The sequence below is a fragment of the Rhizobium sp. P43 genome, assembly GCF_056730705.1.
The window spans coordinates 224,623-241,407 of record NZ_CM161539.1; the positions used below are offsets into that span (position 1 = coordinate 224,623).

Genomic DNA, 16,785 nt, shown 5'->3' on the forward strand with positions numbered 1-16,785 from the left:
CAGGTGGTCGCAACGTCTGTCAGCAAAGCTACGGAGCCGCTGCTCGAAATCTGCGTCGATGACGTTGCCGGCCTCGAAGCCGCGATTGCGGGCGGTGCCGATCGCATCGAGCTTTGTTCGGCTCTCGGCGCCGGTGGCCTGACCCCGTCGCGCGGCTTCATGGCTGTCGCGGCCAAGGCATCGATTCCGGTTTATGCCCTGATCCGCCCCCGCGCCGGAGACTTCACCTATTCCGAAGCTGAAATCGCGGTCATGGAGACCGATATCGCTGCGGCTCGCGAGGCAGGCCTTGCCGGTGTGGTGATCGGTGCGACCGCCGCCCAAGCGACGCTTGACGTCGATGTCATCCGTCGGCTTGTCAGAGCCGCAGAAGGGCTTGACCTCACTCTACACCGTGCGATCGATGTCGTTCGCGATATGGACGCGGCGCTCGATCTTGCCATTGCGCTCGGCTTTTCCCGCATCCTGACCTCAGGTGGCGCTCGCCATGCGGAGGAGGGGCTCGAAACATTAGCGCGTCTCGCGAAGCGAAGTGCGGGGCGCATCTTTGTCATGCCTGGTGGTGGCGTGCGGCCGGAGAATGTTGCGCGTCTGCTCGCGATCCCCGGCATTCGTGAACTTCACGCGTCCTGCAGTCAGGTGGCGCAGAGCGAGACCAGGCTTGCCGAACTCGGGTTTTCACCAGAGACAACGCGGCGAACGGATGCTGCAACCGTGCGCGCCCTCAAGGTGCAGATGCTTGGAATGAAAGCTTGATCCTTAAGATGCGAGCGCCTGGGCATCCTGTAGCGCGAGCCGCTTGATTGTGTCCTCTGCTGTCATCGGCTTGCCGAAGTAATAGCCCTGGACCGCGCGCACGCCGAGGTTTTCAAGGATGCGAAGCTCTTCTTCCGTTTCGACGCCTTCGACGATCGCTTCAAGCTCCATCTCGCTGCAGAGTGCCAGAACTGATTTGACAATATTGAAGCTCGTCCTGCGCGTATGGATATTGCGCACGAAGCTGCCATCGATCTTGATCTTGGTCAGCGGCAGTTTGTGGACGTGGTTCAAGCTCGAGTAACCGGTGCCGAAGTCGTCGAGCGAGATACCGGCGCCCAGTTCGCGCAGCATCTGGATCGAGGCGCTCGCCTGCTCGAAGTCGTGCATGACGGCGGTTTCGGTGATCTCGAAATTGATGCGGTGCGGGTCGAAGCCGCTTTTGAGGACGATCGACACGATCTTCAGTGTGTTTTCCGGCGAGGCAAGATCGTGCGGGGACAGATTGAAGGAAAGGTAGATATCCTGGGGCCACAGCGCGGCGGTCTTCAGCGCGCGTTCCAGCAGCATACGGGTCATCAGCGTTATACGACCATTATGCTCGGCAACCGGAATGAATTCTGCTGGCGATACCTGGCCAATTCGCGGGCTTTCCCAGCGGGCGAGCGCCTCGAAACCGATGCAGATACGTCGGTCGACGCAGGTGATGGGCTGGAAAACGAGCGACAATTCCTTGTCGAGATCGGCCGCAACAAGCGCTTCCTCGACGATCTTCTGCCGGTTGAGCTCATTCGCCTGGACGGCGTTGAAGATCACCGTTCCGGCACGGTGACGTCGCTTGGCCGTGTAGAGGGCGTAGTCTGCCAGTTCATAGATTTCCTGGCCGGTATGTCCGACATCGGGGTAGAGGGCAAAGCCGACAGACCCGGTTACCTGCACCATGCCGCTGCCGATATTGATGCGCTCAGCGATTAGTTCGCACACCCTGTCGCCTAGAGCCATAGCGTCGCCCTCGGCGATATCGCCTTGAAGCAGAAGGCCGAATTCGTCGCCGCCAAGGCGATAAACGGAAAGGCGCTCATCGGCGATCGTCGAGAGCCGATTGCTGATCTCGATCAGTACCTTGTCGCCGGCCGAGTGACCGTAGAGATCGTTGACCGGCTTGAAGCCGTCGAGGTCGATCACGCCGACGGCAAGTTTGCCGTCGGTGGTGCTTGCCCGGTTGAAAGCCATTTCCAGCATCTGGAAAAAGCTGCGGCGATTGGCGAGCAGCGTGAGGCTGTCAAGGTTTGCGAGCCGTAGGTTTTCATCCGAGAGCGCCTGCATCGCCTTATTCTGTTCCTGCAGTGCCTGTTGCTGCAGCATCAGGACGTTGCGGGACTCGTGAAGCTGGCGGAAATCGCGGTAGTGCGAGATCAGGATCATGATCATCGCCATCGTCACCAGGATGACGTTGACGCCGGTTGCAATGAAGGTCGGTTCTCCGCTCAGGCACATCACCACGAAGAACGGAAGATTGACGGTAACCGTGACGATCAGCGCTGCGGAGCGCAGATGCATCAGGCAGAAGATGCAGCCGATAACGGTGATGGCCATGAAGAAGGCGACGTGGGCGTTCTGATAGGCATCGCCATAGGGCAAGAGAGACACCGACCAGGCTGTGCAGACGACCGCGATCGGGAAGGACAGGATATTGGTGGCCCGGAGCTGCCGATAGGCCTGTTCCGGTGTCCGCTGCCGCTTGCGCCCCCGCAGCCAGATGAGCGATCTCAGCGCGAACAGTGTCGTCATGACTGCCGGCAGATAGACGACGAGATAATCGGGGGCCGCGCCCTGATGGGTCCAGGACAGCGAGATCATGTTGGTGGCGAGGATGAAGTAGAGCAGGGGGACCTGCCTCGAAAAAGCTTCGAACTGCGCAGCCGTCAGCGCCGGGTTGCCGTTCGGAACCTTGAGCAAATCGAGCCACTGCCCAAGACGTGTCCGGAGATCCTGCTGTGTCCCTTTTGTGTCCACGCCTGTCTGCTTTCCTCGTCATTCCCTCCATGGCTTCTATATCAGATTCCGTTAAAATTACGGTAAGCGCAGGTTATCAAAATCCGGCGAATGGCTCACGACTTGGTCACATCTTCGTTGCGGTTGAGCCTTTGCACAGATATCACGAAGCCCGATCCAAGGAGCACTTCGTGACTGTGATACCAAAACTGCCCCTGCTTTCCGGCTTTCTGATTGCTCTCAGCGCAGCAGTGCCCGCTGCCGCCCAGGAATGGCAGCCGACCGAGAGGATCGAGCATTACACGATCAATGGCACATCGCCGATGGCGCTCTACCAGTCGATCGGCGAGCGTGGCCCCAAGCTCAGCCTTGGTCGGGTGATTGCCCATACGACGTTCAAGCTTACCTGGCAGCGCGACTATCAGCAGAAGGGGCAAGCCTGCGTGCTCGCGTCCGCAAAGCCGAAGCTGATCATCACCTATACCCTGCCGAAACCGGCGCAGACGCTGTCGCCCGATGTCGCTGCCAGGTGGCAGGCTTTTTACGACGGTATCGTCTCCCACGAGAAACTGCATGGGCAGTTCATGAAGGACCTGACCCAGCAGATACAGGACGTGTCGATCGGCCTGCGCGATGAAAACGATCCAGGCTGCAAGAAGGTGCGGGCAGCACTCCAGGCGCAGCTCAAGCCTATTTCGGATGCGCATGTGGCGCGTCACAGCGAATATGATCAGGTCGAGATGTCACCGGGAGGTGCTGTGCACCAGCTGATCCTCGCCTTTCTCACTCCCTGAACTCAAAAAGGCGCCCGCATGGGGCGCCTTCAAACCTGTGTCAGACCCGTTCCAGGCCAATCGCAATGCCTTGGCCGACGCCGATGCACATGGTGGAGAGCGCATAGCGCCCGCCTGTTTCCTTGAGTTCCAAGGCTGCCGTTCCGGCGATGCGGGCGCCCGACATGCCGAGCGGGTGGCCAAGTGCGATGGCACCGCCGTTGCCGTTGACGCGCGGGTCGTCGTCGGCAATGCCGAGATCGCGGAGTGTGGCGATGCCCTGGGATGCAAAGGCCTCGTTGAGTTCGATCACATCCAGCTGGTCCTGCGTCAGGCCTAAACGGGCGAGCAGCTTCTTCGAAGCCGGGGCCGGGCCGAAGCCCATGATGCGCGGCGGAACGCCTGCCGTGGCGCCACCCAGGATGCGGGCGATGGGGTTGAGGCCGTATTTCTTCACGGCGGCTTCCGAAGCGATGATCAGGGCAGCGGCCCCGTCATTGACGCCGGAGGCATTGCCGGCGGTGACGCTGGCGCCTTCCATCTTGTTGACCGGCTTCAATTTGGCCAGCGCCTCGACCGAGGTTGCGCGCGGGTGCTCGTCGCGGTCGACTATGACGGGATCGCCCTTGCGCTGGGGTACGGTGACGGCCACAATCTCCTTCGCCAGTCGGCCATTGGCTTGGGCTTCCGCCGCTTTGGCCTGGCTGCGCACGGCAAAGGCATCCTGGTCCTCGCGGGAGACCTTGAAGTCGATCGCGACATTGTCGCCGGTCTCCGGCATGGAATCGACGCCGTATTGCTTCTTCATCAGCGGGTTGACGAAGCGCCAGCCGATTGTGGTGTCGTAGATCTCGGCATTGCGGGAGAAGGCGGTGTCGGCCTTCGGCATAACGAAAGGCGCGCGGCTCATGCTTTCGACGCCGCCGGCGATCATCAGTTCTGCCTCACCGGATTTGACCGCACGAGCGGCCGTGATCACGGCATCCATGCCGGAGCCGCAGAGACGGTTGATCGTGGTGCCGGTCACGGAGACGGGCAGTCCAGCGAGCAGGGCCGACATGCGAGCGACATTGCGGTTGTCTTCGCCGGCCTGGTTGGCGCAGCCGAAGATCACGTCCTCGACGGCTTCCCAGTCTATGCCGGCATGGCGCTCCATCAGCGCCTTCAGCGGCACGGCGCCGAGATCATCGGCGCGCACGGAGGAGAGCGAGCCGCCGAAACGGCCGATGGGCGTGCGGATGTAATCGCAGATAAAGGCTTCGGTCATGGCTTGTACTCCTTACAGCGCGGGCACGACGAGGTCGGCGACCGGACCGTCGGTATGCAGCTTGGCGCCGGTCATGGCCTGCAGCTCGTCCATGGACATGGCGGCGAGCTTTTCACGCACGACGAACTTGCCATCGACGATGTCGATCACGGCATGGCTCGTATAGACGCGGGTGATGCAGCCGACGCCGGTCAGCGGGAAGGTGCAGCGCTCGACGAGCTTTGGCTTGCCGTCCTTTGTCACATGTTCGGTGATGACGACGACCTGTTTGGCGCCATGTACCAGATCCATCGCGCCGCCGACGGCGGGAACGCCCTTGGAGCCGACGCGCCAGTTGGCGAGGTCACCGTTTTCAGCCACCTGATAGGCGCCGAGGATCGCGACATCGAGATGGCCGCCGCGCACCATCGCGAAACTGTCGGCATGGTGGAAGAAAGCCGCACCCGGCTTCAGCGTGATCGCCTTCTTGCCGGCATTGATCAGGTCCCAGTCTTCCTCGCCGGCGGGCGGAGCTTCGCCGAAGTTCAGCACGCCGTTCTCCGTGTGGAAGATCGCCTCGCGGCCGGGCGGCTGAAACTTGGCCACCATTTCCGGAAAGCCGATCCCGAGGTTCACATAGGCGCCGTCCTCGATGTCCTGGGCGGCACGCCAGGCGATCTGGGCGTTGGAGAGCTTGATGTCTTCGCGGGTGTCGATTGCAGATGTCTCGGTCATGCGTAGGCCACTCCGGCTCGGATGAGCTCTTCTTCCTGTTGCGGCTTGGCGACTTCAACGACGCCGTCGACAAAGATGCCGGGGGTGATCACCTGCTCGGGATCGATCTCGCCGGGCTTCACAATCTTCGAGACCTGGGCGATGGTCTTGGCGGCGGCCATGCACATCAGCGGATTGAAGTTGCGGCCGGCCATCCGGTAGGTCAGGTTGCCCATGGTGTCGCCGAGATGCGCCTTGACGATGGCGAAGTCGGCCTTCAGCCAGCGTTCCTGCACGTATTTGCGACCATCGAACTCGGCAATCACCTTGCCGTTCGCCAGTTCCGTGCCGAAGCTGGTGGGCGTGTAGAAGGCCGGGATGCCTGCGCCGCCGGCACGGATACGCTCCGCCAGCGTGCCCTGGGGCACGAGTTCCAGCTCGATCTCACCGGCGAGATAGCGGTCGGTAAAGGCGCGGGGGTCGGAGGAGCGCGGGAAGGAGCAGATCATCTTCTTGACCATGCCGGCGTCGATCATCGCGGCAATGCCGATGCGACCATTGCCGGCATTGTTGTTGATGACCGTCAGACCCTTCGGGCCCTTGTCGATCAGGGCGTGGATGAGCTCGATCGGCGCGCCGGAGCCGCCGAAGCCGCCGATCATGACGGTTGCGCCATCGCCGATCCCGGCCACGGCATCCGCCAGGCTTGCAATTCTCTTGTCCATGGGAACTCCCGTTTCCTCAGACGGCATTTCAGCCGCCTCCTTGTGCTGACAAATACGTTCGCCTCAGCATCGACAGCAAGCATTTTGTGCGATAATTGATATTTATTCGATAATCGCACATTGAGGATTGCCGTATGGCTGTAGGTGAACGCGATCTGATGGGTGGTTTTGCCAAGGGGTTGAGGGTGCTCGAAGCCTTTGGACCAGAGCGTCAGCGGCTGAGCATCACCGATGCGGCCGAGCTCAGCGGACTAGACCGGGCAACCGCCCGGCGCTGCCTGCTGACGCTCGCGGAGCTCGGTTATGCCGACTATGACGGGAAGTTCTTCTCGCTGACGCCGAAGATCCTACGGATCGGCCATGCCTGGCTCTCCGCAACGCCGTTGCCTGTGCTGCTGCAGCCGCATCTCGATCAGCTGTCGGAGCGTGTGGGGCATAGCGCCTCGGCCTCCATCCTCGACGGTACCGAAATCGTCTACATCGCCCGCGCCGCGCAGAAGCGGGTTATGTCGATCAATCTGATGCCGGGATCGCGGCTGCCGGCCTACAGCGCGTCCATGGGCCGGGTGCTGCTGGCCGCCCTTTCGGATGCAGAGGTGGATGCGATACTCGCCGCCTCGCAGTTGAAGGCGCATACGCCCCGGACGCTGACCGATCCTCGTTTGCTGAAGGAGGAGATCGGCAAGGTCCGGCAGCAGGGCTATGCGGTGATCGACCAGGAGTTGGAGATCGGTCTCTGTTCGATTGCGGTTCCCATCCGCAACGACCGGGGCCGTGTGGTGGCTGCGATCAATGTCGGCGCGCCGGCTGCCATTCTGCCCGCCGCCGATCTGCCGGCCCATTGTTTGCCCGCGATGCTGGAGATGCAGGCCCGGTTGAAACCGCTGCTGCCCTGACCGTCAGGCTCTCGCAGCTTCCGCAGCGGCTTCACGGATCGTGCGCATCAGAAGGGCCAGCGGCATGGAGGGAACGGCGTCTGCCCGAACCGTCAGGCCGACAGGGCCCTTGGTTTCGCTGGTGTCAATCGGCAGGGCCGCCAGCGTACCGTCGGCAAGGTCCGCCGCCACGACGCCTGCGGAGATGATCCAGATCGCATCCGTCTGGCGCACAAAGGCACGGCCGAAGCTGTCGGAGACCGTCTCGATCTGGGTGGGCAGGCCGGAGATGCCGTTTGCAATCAGGAAACGCTCGACAAAGGGGCGGATGATCGACGCCCGCGTCGGCATCAGCACTGGATAGCGTTCGAGTTCTCCGAACAGGTCGGAGCCGGCTGACAGCAGAGGATGGCCTGCGCGCACGCAGAAGATCACCTGCTCGGAATAGAGATGCTCGAAGGAAAAGCCGGTCATCTGCTCGGGGGCTGCCAGGCGGCCGACGACGAGATCGAGGTCGCCGACCCGCAGCTGTTCCAGCAGCACGGCGTTTTCCCCGGTCACAATCTTGATGCGGGCGGGCACGTCTTCCTTCAGAAACAAGGTCATGGCCTGCGGAATGATCCGCGTAGAAACTGTCGGCAGGGCGCCGATGCGGATCGGCGGTGCATCGGCATGCAGGGCGTGGGACACGGAATCGAAGCCCTGGCGCAGCGCCGTCAGCGCCGCTCCCGCATGCTTCAGGAAGGCCTCGCCGTAGCGGGTGATGCGGATGCCGCGACCATCCTTTTCGAAGACGGCGACGCCCAGCACTTCCTCAAGTTCGCGGATGGTCTTGGTCACCGCTGGCTGGCTGACATGCAGGAGCTCTGCCGCCTTCATCACGCTTTTCTGGCGGGCCACCTCGACGAATGTCTGCAGATGGCGAAACTTGACGCGATTGTCGATCATGAAAGCATAACCTTACGGTTAGGTGTTTCGTGGAAAACATCATTTTACCTAACCAAATCGTATGAGCAATATGGGGTCAACGGAGGAGGAACCCGTGCAGTTCGTTCAGGTCAACGGCGTCAGCCTGCATCACCAGATCATCGGTGGGCCGGGCAACAAGCCGGTCATCGTCTTCATCAATTCGCTGGGAACCGATTTTCGCATCTGGCGTGATGTGATCGTCCGACTTGCGGGCGCCTATCCGCTGCTGACCTATGACAAGCGCGGCCATGGTCTCTCGGATGTCGGTCAGGCTCCCTATTCGATCGAAGACCATGTCGATGACCTTATCGGGCTGCTCGACCATTTGAAGGTCAGCGATGCCGTTGTCTGCGGGCTCTCCGTCGGCGGGCTGATCGCCCAGGCGCTTTATGTCCGCCGGCCGGATCTAGTGAAGGCGCTGATCCTTTGCGATACGGCCCACAAGATCGGTACGGCAGAGATGTGGGCAGCCCGCATCAAGGCCATCGAAGAAGGCGGGCTTGTCGGCATTGTCGACGGTGTCATGGAGCGCTGGTTCACGCCTGCCTTCCGCAACAGCGATCCTGCCTTTCCGGGCTATCGCAACATGATGCTCCGCCAGCCGGTGGAGGGCTACATTGGCACCTGTGCCGCGATCCGCGACGCTGATTATGTAGGTGCCGCTGGGCGGATTGGGGTTCCCACGCTCTGCGTTGTCGGCGACCAGGACGGTGCGACGCCGCCCGATCTCGTGCTGTCGCTTGCCAAGCTCGTCCCGGGCGCGCGCTACGAAGTCATCAAGGATGCCGGCCATATTCCCTGTGTGGAGCAGCCGGAGATGCTTACCACCATCATCGAGGCCTTTCTTGCGCCCGTCATTTCAGGAGAGGCAGCCCATGGCTGATGCCCGCAGTCCATCTGATCGCTATCGGCAGGGTATGGTCACCCGCCGCCGCGTGCTGGGCGATGCCCATGTCGATCGAGCCTCGGCCTCGGCCACATCTTTCGATCAGCCGTTTCAGGAGATGATCACCGAGGGCGCCTGGGGCACCGTCTGGTCGCGGCCCAACATCAGCCCGCGCGAACGCTCGATGATCACGATCGCGCTCTTGGCCGCACTCGGCCATGACGAAGAGGTTGCCATGCATGTGCGTGCCACCGCCAATACCGGGGCGAGCCGCGAGGACATCACCGAAGCCTTGCTGCATGTGGCCATCTATGCCGGCGTTCCCGCTGCCAACAGGGCTTTCAAGATTGCCAAACACGTGTTTGAACAGATGGATGCCGGTGAGGCCGGGGGAGGGAGCCATGACTGATCTGCCGAACAAGAAACCGGAGACCGGCGCCTTCTTTCCGCGCGACCGTGCCTGGCATCCGCCGGCCTACACTCCGACCTACAAGACCTCCGTCCTGCGCTCGCCGCAGAAGGCGCTTCTGTCACTCGATGGCACCAAATCCGAGATCACAGGTCCGGTCTTCGGCCATTCCATATTGGGTGAACTCGACAACGACCTGATTCACAATTTCGCCAAGCCCGGAGAGAGCGCGATCGGCGAGCGCATCATCGTGCATGGCCGCGTGCTTGATGAGCGCGGACGGCCGGTTCCGGGAGCTCTCGTTGAATTCTGGCAGGCCAATGCCGGGGGACGCTATCGCCATAAGAAGGAAAGCTATCTGGCAGCGCTCGATCCGAATTTCGGAGGGTGTGGGCGGACCATAACCGACGAGAACGGTTATTACGCCTTCCGAACCATCAAGCCAGGCCCCTATCCCTGGCCGAATGGGGTCAACGACTGGCGCCCTGCTCATATCCACTTCTCGATCTTCGGCCACGGCTTCTCGCAGCGGCTGATCACCCAGATGTATTTCGAGGGCGATCCGATGATCTGGAAGTGTCCGATCGTGCTGACGATCCCGGATCGCAACGCGATCGAGCAGCTTGTGGCCGCCCTCGACTGGTCGGCAACCATTCCGATGGATGCGCGGGCCTACAAGTTCGACATCGTCCTGCGTGGTCGTCGCTCGACGCTGTTTGAAAACCGGATGGAGGGGAACTGATGGTCCAGTCTCTCGGCTACCTCAAGGAAAGTGCCAGCCAAACGGCCGGCCCTTACGTTCATATCGGCCTGACCCCGAACTTCGCCGAGATCAAGGGTGTCTATCCCGTCGATCTCGGGACCAGCATGGTCAACGACAAGACGCGCGGCGAGCGCATCACGATCACCGGCCGTGTCATCGACGGCTCCGGCACGCCGCTCAAGGATGCGCTGATCGAGATCTGGCAGGCGGATGCCGACGGGTTTTACAACAGCCCATCCGAGACGCGTGGCAGCGCCGATCCCAATTTCACAGGCTGGGGACGCTGCCCTTGCGATCTCACGACGGGCGAATACCGCTTCGAAACGATCAAGCCGGGCCGTGTGCCCTTCCGGGATGGTCGCCTGATGGCGCCGCATATCTCCTTCTGGATCGTCGCGCGCGGCATCAATCTCGGCCTCAACACCCGCCTCTATTTCGCCGACGAAGAGGCGGCCAATGCCGAGGATCCGATCCTCGCCCGCGTCGAGCATCGCGTACGTGTACCGACGCTGATTGCACAGCGTGAAGGTTCGACCTATCACTTCGACATCCACCTGCAGGGGGAGAAGGAGACGGTCTTCTTCGACATCTGAGAAGGGCCTCGAGATCAGCATGACCGCATCCGTCTTCGACCATCCGATCCTGTCTGGCCTGCTGGGCGATGACGAGGTCGGTGCGCAGTTCTCGGCCGCAGCCGAGCTTTCGGCCATGCTGCAATTCGAGGCGGCGCTTGCCGAGGCGGAGGCTGCGGAGGGGCTGATCCCCGGCGAAGCTGTCGCCGCCATTGCGCTCCTTCAGGAACAGTTCGTCGCCGATCTCGATGCGCTCAAACTGTCGATCGGGCGTGACGGCGTGGTGATCCCGGATCTGGTTCGCCAATGGCGGTCGGCGCTCGGCGAACAGGGCAAACACCTGCATCTCGGCGCCACCAGCCAGGATGCCATCGACACGGGTCTGATGCTCAGGCTCGCCGGCGTGCTGTTGATCATCGATCAACGGCTCGCTGCGATCATCTCGGCCCTCGATGCTCTGAACAGTCGCTTCGGGCCCCAGCCTCTGATGGGGCGCACGCGTATGCAGGCGGCAATCCCGATCACGGTGTCGGATCGCATCGAAAGCTGGAAGCAGCCAATTGTTACGCACCGTGCTGCCGTGCAGGATATGCTCTCGGGCGGCCTTCCGCTGCAATTCGGCGGCGCCGCAGGCACGCTGGAGAAGCTTGGCGACAAAGGCCCTGCCGTACGGGCTCGCCTTGCAGGGCTCTTGCAGCTCTCGGACAGGCCGCAATGGCACAGCCAGCGGGCGGTGATCGCCGAGATCGGCGGTTTGCTGTCCCAGATCACCGGCAGCCTCGGCAAGATCGGCCAGGATCTGGCACTGATGGCGGACAATGCGTCAGCCATCATCGGCGGTGGCGGAGCCTCCTCCGCCATGCCGCACAAGCGCAATCCGGTGAAAGCGGAAGTGCTGGTGACGCTGGCGCGGTTCAATGCCGTGCAGATCTCAGGGCTTCACCAGTCGCTGGTGCATGAGCAGGAACGCTCGGGCTCTGCCTGGACGCTGGAATGGATGATCCTGCCGCAGATGACGATCGCGGCGGGTGCTGCGACACGGCTTGCCGCTGATCTCCTGACATCAATCGAGCAACTCGGCGACCGTTGATCAGGTCTCGTTGGGATCAGATGCATCGGTTGCAACGTAGCGCCGCGTCGCCTTGCGCATGATTCCGATCTGCCGGACAAATCCCGAGCAGGCGTCACAGCCGAAGAGATGCAGCCGTAGCCGCAAGGTCTCGCCGAGTGAGAGGCTTCGATCGAGCTCGTCCGAGGCGAGTTTCGTGGCGTTTTCGCACATCATGACTGTTTCTCCTCCGGCGCAAACCAATGTCCTTCGAGGCAATTGCGCAGTCGAAGGCGGGCGCGATGCATCAGAACATGCATGTTGGTGGTGGTGATGCCGACCTCTGCGCAGATGTCTGATGTCTCCATCTCGACGAATTCGCGCATCATGAAAACGCGGCCCTGATCCGGCGGCAGATGGTCGAGGCAGGCCTCGAAGACCCGCCAGAAATCCTTGCCCAGAAGTTCGACCTCCGGATTGCCCCAGTCGCTCGGCCTGTTTTCCGGCACCCAGTGGCCCTTGGCGTCGAAATAGCGAGGTTCGTCTTCGTCAGGAAAATGCCCGAGCGGCATGGCGATCATCTGCGATTGCTTGCGTTTGAAACGGATCTGGTCGGCGATCTTGTTGCGCAGGATGGCGAAGACCCAGGTGCGGAAGGCGGAGCGACCGGCAAAGGCCTTGGCGTTGCGCAGGGCGCCGGCCAGTGCCTCCTGCACGGCATCTTCGGCAAGGCCGGGATCGGCAAGTTGCAGGTTTGCAAATTTCAGCATGCGTTCGCGCAGTTGCGCCATATAGACCGCATCGGCAAGAAAGGGTGCCGCCGCACCGCTTCCGCCGTTCAAGTCATGCTCACCGGCATTCCTCATTCATGATCCCCCGGACTTCGTCCGCGCCTGCCAAACCCCTGCGCGCCGCATAGCACGCATTCGTTTGTCGCGGTTACCCGAGGGATCTTACAGCATGGAACAAAAAAATCTCATGTCAGGATCAAGACCACTGCATAGGCGGCGATCACCAGAAGCGTGACATTGCGGCGGAGCGTCAGATACCAGGCGGGTTGGCCGCCGGTTTTATGAATGCTGAGATCGGCGGCGAGCAAGGCGAGGAACACCGCCATATGCAGGACCATCGCCAGGCTCGGGATATCAGGGTGTAGCAGCAACGCGCCGATGGCTACGAGGGCCGCGACATTGCTGACGATGAGCATCCGCTGTGGTTTCTCTGCCTTTATCTGTGCCTGGCTCCACAGCGTGCCAGCCATGAAGCAGGCGATTCCCGTGCCGTAGGCGACAAATGCCTGAGCAGCCAGAGCGGGCTGATAGCCCAGCACCTGGGCAAGCCCCAGCGCCCAGAAGGGCAGCGCGCCGGAATAGGTTAGGAGTTTGGTGAGGGTCGGATCGCGATACATGGGTCAGGCTCCTTGCAGGCGGGTCATCAGCCGTTCCGAGAGGGCCGTGGCGCTTTCGACAGCGGCCTCGACGCGGTTGCCGAGGCACCAGTCGCCGCAGGCGCCGAGGCCGAGGGCTTCATCGAAGAGGAAAGACTGGCCCGCCGGCTTCTCGACATTCGCGTAGCGCCAGCGGTGCAGGTCGATCCAGGTGGCGGCAGAGAGGTCCTGGCCTAGAAGCCGCTTGAGGGACTGGAGCATCTCGGCCTGAACCTCGCTACGGTCACGCTCCAGATTGGCCTCGGCCCAATCGTTTCGGCTGTGGATGGTGAGTGCGGTCCTGTCGGATCGGCCCGGCTTGCTGGCCTCGACGGCAATCCAGCTGAGCACGGGATCTTCGATGCGCGCGGCCTCGAAGCCGAGGTCCAGCGGGTCATCAATGCCGATCATCAGGGTGAAGCAGCCGCTCATTTCGACGGTCTTCAGCGCGGCATGGCCGGCAAAGATTTCCGGCATCAGCCGGATGGTCTGCGGAGCGGGGGCGGTGGAGATGACGAGATCGAAGTGGCCAAGATCGTTGCCGTCGTGGTCGGTCAACGCCCATCCCTCCCCAGAGGCTGCAAGCCGCGCAACCGTGGTTTCCTTGCGGACATGGAGCCCATCGGCCAATCCATTGGCAAAAGCGCTCATGCCGGGAAGGCCGACATAGCGCGGCTCAGGCGGGCGAGTATCGGTCACAAGACCGTTTGCCTTGAGCCTGTGAACCGCCTTGGGCCATATGCCGGCATGCCCCTTTTCCACGGCCTGTTGCGCTGCCGCCATGAATACCGGCGAGCGGGCTGTGAAATATTGGGCGCCGTGGTCGAAGGCAAAGCCCTCCCGACGGCGATTGGCCATGCGGCCACCCAGCCCCCGGCTCTTTTCGAAGATGGTCACGTCGGCAGCCGGCGACATCGCCCGTGCGAGCGTGATGCCGGCGATGCCAGCCCCGATGATGGCAATGGAAATTTTCACGCAGTCCCTCTCTCAAGCGCTTGGCGCATCGAGCTTTACGCGGTTCAGCCATCGGTGGATTTGCCGTCTTCGCTCGCTTCCAGCAATGGCCGGATGAGCGGATTGGGAAAGCGGCGCTTCACGGTCACGGCAAAGAAGGATTCGATCATGCCGGGCAGGGCATCGAATTCCACAAGCGTGCCTGCCTCGAGCTCGCCCTTGACGACGATCGGCGGCAGAACGGCCAGGCCCGCACCTTCCCGGGCCAGAAGACGCATCATCGCCATGTCGTCGACTTCCGCCGCGATCTGCGGGGTGATGCCGAGGCGCGCGACCAGTGCTTCGAATTGCGAGCGCACACCGCTTTCGAGTGTCGGCAGGATCACCGGATGCTCGGTCAGCAGATCGCCAAGTGTGGCGCCCGGCTTGCCATAGGACGGCCTGCCGATCAGGCTGACGCGCTGCTGATAGACATGCTGGGCGATGAAGGGTGTCACCGAGTCGGCCATCGGGGCCTGGTTGAGTAGGACGATGTCGAGGTTCAATGCTTCGAGCGCGCCAAGAAGCTCGCTGGTGCTGCCGGAGCGGAGGATCATGTCGACGTCGGAGCGTCCCAGGATCGGGCGCAGGAACTCCATCTGGAAGTTGCGGGAGAGGGTGGCGAGCGCGCCGATGCGGATGGCGCGGCGGGTTCTGCCGGTCTCCTTCAAGGTTTCCACAAGTTCTTCGCCGGCTGAAAAGATCGTATCGGCATGGTCGAGCGCGATCCGGCCGGCTTCGGTGAGATAAAGCTGCCGTCCGCGACGCTCGAACAGGGAATGGCCTAGCCGTTCTTCCAGCTGCTTTATCTGAATGGAAAGCGCCGATTGCGAGAGATTTAAGCGTTCTGCCGTGCGCGTGAGGTTGCCGTCATGGGCGACGGCGCGGAAATAGCGGAGATGGTGATAGTTCAGCTCTGACATTCTTCTATTTTATAGAACGAATCTGCAGAAACAATGAATTTTTATTGCGGTCACGCCCCTGATAACAGGGTTGTGACATTGTCGCTGTCGCCTCCCAGACAGTGGCCCAGCCCGGAGACATCACGTGATCCACATGCTGCCGCTTCTCGCACCGCTGCTGCTTGCCGGTGCTTCGTTCTACGCCTTCAAGGCACCGGGCCTTCGCCCGCGTCAGGCGATCCGCATCGCTGAATTTGCCGCAATCGGCTCCATCCTCGTATCCGTCCTGTCAGGCCTGGTGCTTGTGCTGCAGGGCCCGGGCACAAGCCCGGCGATCGGTTACAGCTTCTTCGCCTTTTCCTCGCGGCTTGACCTGGTCAGCCTGGTCATGCTGCTGCTCGTTTCCTTCATCGGCTGGGTGGTGCTGCGTTATGCCGGCACCTTCCTTGATGGCGAGGAGCGGCAGGGACCGTTCACGGGATGGATGACGGCGACACTCGCCGCCGTGCTCCTGCTTGTCCAGTCCGGCACACTCCTGCAGCTCGTCGCCGGCTGGGTGGCAACGAGCCTCCTCCTGCACCAGCTGCTGCTCTTCTACCCCGAGCGGATCGCCGCCCAGCGGGCCGCGCGCAAGAAGTTCATCGTGTCGCGCATCGGCGATGCCGCGTTGATCGGCGGCGTCATCTTGCTCGCCATCTCCTTCGGGACCGGTGACATCGCAACGATCCTGGCCGAGGCGCGCGAGGGGGCCGGCCTGCCGCTGACCATCGCCGCCGCCGCCCTGCTTGCCATCGCGGCACTGCTCAAGTCTGCGCAGTTCCCGACGCATGGCTGGCTGACCGAAGTCATGGAAACGCCGACCCCTGTCTCGGCGCTGCTGCATGCCGGTGTCGTCAATGCCGGTGGCTTCCTCCTGATCCGCTTTGCCGACGTCCTGCTGCAGGCGCCTGTGGTGCTCGCGGTGCTGGTCATGGTCGGCGGCTTCACGGCGCTGTTCGGCAGTCTGGTGATGCTTACCCAGTCTGCGGTCAAGACCTCGCTCGCCTGGTCGACGGTTGCGCAGATGGGCTTCATGATCCTGCAATGCGGTCTGGCGCTCTTCCCGATCGCGCTTCTGCATATCGTCGCCCACTCGCTCTACAAGGCGCATGCCTTCCTCGCCTCCGGCTCGGCGATCGATGCCGTCGCCTCCATCCGGCGTCCTGGCCCGGTCGCAATCCCGAATGCCAAGGCTGTCGGCCGCGCCTTCCTGCTGGCCCTGACAATCTATGCGGTGATCGGTGTCCTCTTTGGCTTTGCCGACAAGCCGCCGCAGGCTCTCGCGCTTGGTGCGATCCTGATCTTCGGCGTCGCCTATCTGATCGCGCAGGGGCTCGCAGACGCGGCTCCCCGGGCGCTCACCTGGCGGACCTCGCTCTACTCCATCTCGGCAGCCACCGCCTACTTTGCCCTGCAGCGGCTTGCCGACAGCATGATGCTCGGCACCCTTCCGGCGACGCCGCAGCCAGGGCCGCTTGAATGGACGCTGATGCTGCTGACCGTGGTTACATTCGGCGTCGTCGCCGTCGCTCAGTCGCTCTTCCCGCTCTGGGCCTACCATCCGGCGGCGGCGGGCCTGCGCGTCCATCTCGCCAACGGCCTCTACGTCAATGCCATCTTCGATCGCCTGCTCGGAGGCTGGACCGTGTCCAGCTCCGCCACCGCAACCCCAGCTTCCATCAAGGAGTGAACCG

19 protein-coding genes are annotated in these 16,785 nt (G+C 62.3%); 9 read left to right on the forward strand and 10 right to left on the reverse strand.

Annotated elements, in window-relative coordinates; translation table 11 throughout:
* Window positions 1-3 precede the first annotated feature (3 nt).
* A complete protein-coding gene (locus tag AC1PUL_RS01050) occupies window positions 4-756 on the forward strand; it encodes a copper homeostasis protein CutC (protein ID WP_480466201.1) in 753 nt (250 codons plus the stop codon).
* A gap of 3 nt (window positions 757-759) precedes the next feature.
* Here AC1PUL_RS01050 and AC1PUL_RS01055 read toward each other — a convergent pair whose 3' ends face one another.
* Window positions 760-2,772, reverse strand: a complete 2,013-nt coding sequence (locus AC1PUL_RS01055) for a putative bifunctional diguanylate cyclase/phosphodiesterase (protein ID WP_480466202.1) — start codon at window positions 2,770-2,772, stop codon at window positions 760-762.
* A gap of 170 nt (window positions 2,773-2,942) precedes the next feature.
* Here AC1PUL_RS01055 and AC1PUL_RS01060 point away from each other — a divergent pair, with 170 nt between their 5' ends.
* Window positions 2,943-3,545, forward strand: a complete 603-nt coding sequence (locus tag AC1PUL_RS01060; protein ID WP_480466203.1) for a DUF922 domain-containing Zn-dependent protease — start codon at window positions 2,943-2,945, stop codon at window positions 3,543-3,545.
* 40 nt (window positions 3,546-3,585) lie between these two features.
* On the opposite strand, the gene pcaF is transcribed toward AC1PUL_RS01060, so the two are convergent.
* From pcaF to AC1PUL_RS01075, 3 genes are read right to left on the reverse strand one after another with little or no spacing between them, the layout of a single operon-like run.
* Window positions 3,586-4,791 carry a 3-oxoadipyl-CoA thiolase gene (gene pcaF, locus AC1PUL_RS01065; protein ID WP_480466204.1) on the reverse strand — a complete coding sequence of 402 codons (1,206 nt, stop codon included), beginning with the start codon at window positions 4,789-4,791 and terminating at the stop codon, window positions 3,586-3,588.
* Window positions 4,792-4,803: 12 nt separating this feature from the next.
* Entirely contained in the window at window positions 4,804-5,505 is a 702-nt protein-coding gene (locus AC1PUL_RS01070; RefSeq protein WP_480466205.1) for a 3-oxoacid CoA-transferase subunit B, read from the reverse strand.
* Window positions 5,502-6,209 carry a 3-oxoacid CoA-transferase subunit A gene (locus AC1PUL_RS01075; protein WP_480466206.1) on the reverse strand — a complete coding sequence of 236 codons (708 nt, stop codon included), beginning with the start codon at window positions 6,207-6,209 and terminating at the stop codon, window positions 5,502-5,504. The genes AC1PUL_RS01070 and AC1PUL_RS01075 overlap by 4 nt, the downstream gene beginning before the upstream one ends.
* A gap of 134 nt (window positions 6,210-6,343) precedes the next feature.
* Between AC1PUL_RS01075 and AC1PUL_RS01080 the strand changes: the two genes are divergently transcribed.
* A complete protein-coding gene (locus tag AC1PUL_RS01080; protein WP_480466207.1) occupies window positions 6,344-7,105 on the forward strand; it encodes an IclR family transcriptional regulator in 762 nt (253 codons plus the stop codon).
* Window positions 7,106-7,108: 3 nt separating this feature from the next.
* Here AC1PUL_RS01080 and pcaQ read toward each other — a convergent pair whose 3' ends face one another.
* Window positions 7,109-8,032 carry a pca operon transcription factor PcaQ gene (pcaQ, locus tag AC1PUL_RS01085; protein ID WP_480466208.1) on the reverse strand — a complete coding sequence of 308 codons (924 nt, stop codon included), beginning with the start codon at window positions 8,030-8,032 and terminating at the stop codon, window positions 7,109-7,111.
* Between the two features lie 94 nt (window positions 8,033-8,126).
* On the opposite strand from pcaQ, the gene pcaD reads away from it, so the two are divergent.
* The 5 genes from pcaD to AC1PUL_RS01110 are packed head-to-tail and all read left to right on the forward strand — an operon-like array spanning window position 8,127 to window position 11,773.
* Entirely contained in the window at window positions 8,127-8,936 is an 810-nt protein-coding gene (pcaD, locus tag AC1PUL_RS01090; RefSeq protein WP_480466209.1) for a 3-oxoadipate enol-lactonase, read from the forward strand.
* Window positions 8,929-9,348 carry a 4-carboxymuconolactone decarboxylase gene (pcaC, locus tag AC1PUL_RS01095; RefSeq protein ID WP_480466210.1) on the forward strand — a complete coding sequence of 140 codons (420 nt, stop codon included), beginning with the start codon at window positions 8,929-8,931 and terminating at the stop codon, window positions 9,346-9,348. Before pcaD ends, pcaC begins: the two co-directional genes overlap by 8 nt.
* The gene (gene pcaH, locus AC1PUL_RS01100) at window positions 9,341-10,090 is read left to right on the forward strand and encodes a protocatechuate 3,4-dioxygenase subunit beta (RefSeq protein ID WP_480466211.1); all 750 of its coding nucleotides are present in this window, start codon (window positions 9,341-9,343) and stop codon (window positions 10,088-10,090) included. Before pcaC ends, pcaH begins: the two co-directional genes overlap by 8 nt.
* Window positions 10,090-10,704: a protocatechuate 3,4-dioxygenase subunit alpha gene (gene pcaG, locus AC1PUL_RS01105; protein WP_480466212.1), complete on the forward strand. Its 615-nt coding sequence runs from the start codon at window positions 10,090-10,092 to the stop codon at window positions 10,702-10,704. The genes pcaH and pcaG overlap by 1 nt, the downstream gene beginning before the upstream one ends.
* A 19-nt stretch (window positions 10,705-10,723) precedes the next feature.
* Window positions 10,724-11,773 carry a 3-carboxy-cis,cis-muconate cycloisomerase gene (locus tag AC1PUL_RS01110; RefSeq protein WP_480466213.1) on the forward strand — a complete coding sequence of 350 codons (1,050 nt, stop codon included), beginning with the start codon at window positions 10,724-10,726 and terminating at the stop codon, window positions 11,771-11,773.
* Here the strand turns inward: AC1PUL_RS01110 and AC1PUL_RS01115 are convergent, their stop codons facing one another.
* The 5 genes from AC1PUL_RS01115 to AC1PUL_RS01135 form a co-directional block, all read right to left on the reverse strand.
* On the reverse strand, window positions 11,774-11,968 hold the full coding sequence (locus AC1PUL_RS01115) for a zf-HC2 domain-containing protein (RefSeq protein WP_480466214.1): 195 nt from the start codon (window positions 11,966-11,968) through the stop codon (window positions 11,774-11,776).
* Entirely contained in the window at window positions 11,965-12,597 is a 633-nt protein-coding gene (locus AC1PUL_RS01120) for a sigma-70 family RNA polymerase sigma factor (protein WP_480466215.1), read from the reverse strand. The genes AC1PUL_RS01115 and AC1PUL_RS01120 overlap by 4 nt, the downstream gene beginning before the upstream one ends.
* A gap of 110 nt (window positions 12,598-12,707) precedes the next feature.
* A complete protein-coding gene (locus tag AC1PUL_RS01125; protein ID WP_480466216.1) occupies window positions 12,708-13,139 on the reverse strand; it encodes a DUF3429 domain-containing protein in 432 nt (143 codons plus the stop codon).
* Window positions 13,140-13,142: 3 nt separating this feature from the next.
* The gene (locus tag AC1PUL_RS01130; RefSeq protein ID WP_480466217.1) at window positions 13,143-14,132 is read right to left on the reverse strand and encodes an NAD(P)/FAD-dependent oxidoreductase; all 990 of its coding nucleotides are present in this window, start codon (window positions 14,130-14,132) and stop codon (window positions 13,143-13,145) included.
* Window positions 14,133-14,176: 44 nt separating this feature from the next.
* Window positions 14,177-15,073: a LysR family transcriptional regulator gene (locus AC1PUL_RS01135; protein ID WP_480466218.1), complete on the reverse strand. Its 897-nt coding sequence runs from the start codon at window positions 15,071-15,073 to the stop codon at window positions 14,177-14,179.
* 133 nt (window positions 15,074-15,206) lie between these two features.
* Between AC1PUL_RS01135 and AC1PUL_RS01140 the strand changes: the two genes are divergently transcribed.
* Window positions 15,207-16,781 carry a proton-conducting transporter transmembrane domain-containing protein gene (locus AC1PUL_RS01140; RefSeq protein ID WP_480468450.1) on the forward strand — a complete coding sequence of 525 codons (1,575 nt, stop codon included), beginning with the start codon at window positions 15,207-15,209 and terminating at the stop codon, window positions 16,779-16,781.
* Window positions 16,782-16,785: the final 4 nt, after the last annotated feature.

Excerpts from the sequence above, each read along its gene's own strand:
- pcaF (WP_480466204.1), bottom strand. The coding sequence starts at position 4,791 with ATGACCGAAGCCTTTATCTGCGATTACATCCGCACGCCCATCGGCCGT.
- AC1PUL_RS01070 (WP_480466205.1), bottom strand. The coding sequence starts at position 5,505 with ATGACCGAGACATCTGCAATCGACACCCGCGAAGACATCAAGCTCTCC.
- AC1PUL_RS01075 (WP_480466206.1), bottom strand. The coding sequence starts at position 6,209 with ATGGACAAGAGAATTGCAAGCCTGGCGGATGCCGTGGCCGGGATCGGC.
- AC1PUL_RS01080 (WP_480466207.1), top strand. The coding sequence starts at position 6,344 with ATGGCTGTAGGTGAACGCGATCTGATGGGTGGTTTTGCCAAGGGGTTG.
- pcaQ (WP_480466208.1), bottom strand. The coding sequence starts at position 8,032 with ATGATCGACAATCGCGTCAAGTTTCGCCATCTGCAGACATTCGTCGAG.
- pcaC (WP_480466210.1), top strand. The coding sequence starts at position 8,929 with ATGGCTGATGCCCGCAGTCCATCTGATCGCTATCGGCAGGGTATGGTC.
- pcaH (WP_480466211.1), top strand. The coding sequence starts at position 9,341 with ATGACTGATCTGCCGAACAAGAAACCGGAGACCGGCGCCTTCTTTCCG.
- pcaG (WP_480466212.1), top strand. The coding sequence starts at position 10,090 with ATGGTCCAGTCTCTCGGCTACCTCAAGGAAAGTGCCAGCCAAACGGCC.
- AC1PUL_RS01110 (WP_480466213.1), top strand. The coding sequence starts at position 10,724 with ATGACCGCATCCGTCTTCGACCATCCGATCCTGTCTGGCCTGCTGGGC.
- AC1PUL_RS01115 (WP_480466214.1), bottom strand. The coding sequence starts at position 11,968 with ATGATGTGCGAAAACGCCACGAAACTCGCCTCGGACGAGCTCGATCGA.
- AC1PUL_RS01120 (WP_480466215.1), bottom strand. The coding sequence starts at position 12,597 with ATGAGGAATGCCGGTGAGCATGACTTGAACGGCGGAAGCGGTGCGGCG.
- AC1PUL_RS01125 (WP_480466216.1), bottom strand. The coding sequence starts at position 13,139 with ATGTATCGCGATCCGACCCTCACCAAACTCCTAACCTATTCCGGCGCG.
- AC1PUL_RS01135 (WP_480466218.1), bottom strand. The coding sequence starts at position 15,073 with ATGTCAGAGCTGAACTATCACCATCTCCGCTATTTCCGCGCCGTCGCC.
- AC1PUL_RS01140 (WP_480468450.1), top strand. The coding sequence starts at position 15,207 with ATGCTGCCGCTTCTCGCACCGCTGCTGCTTGCCGGTGCTTCGTTCTAC.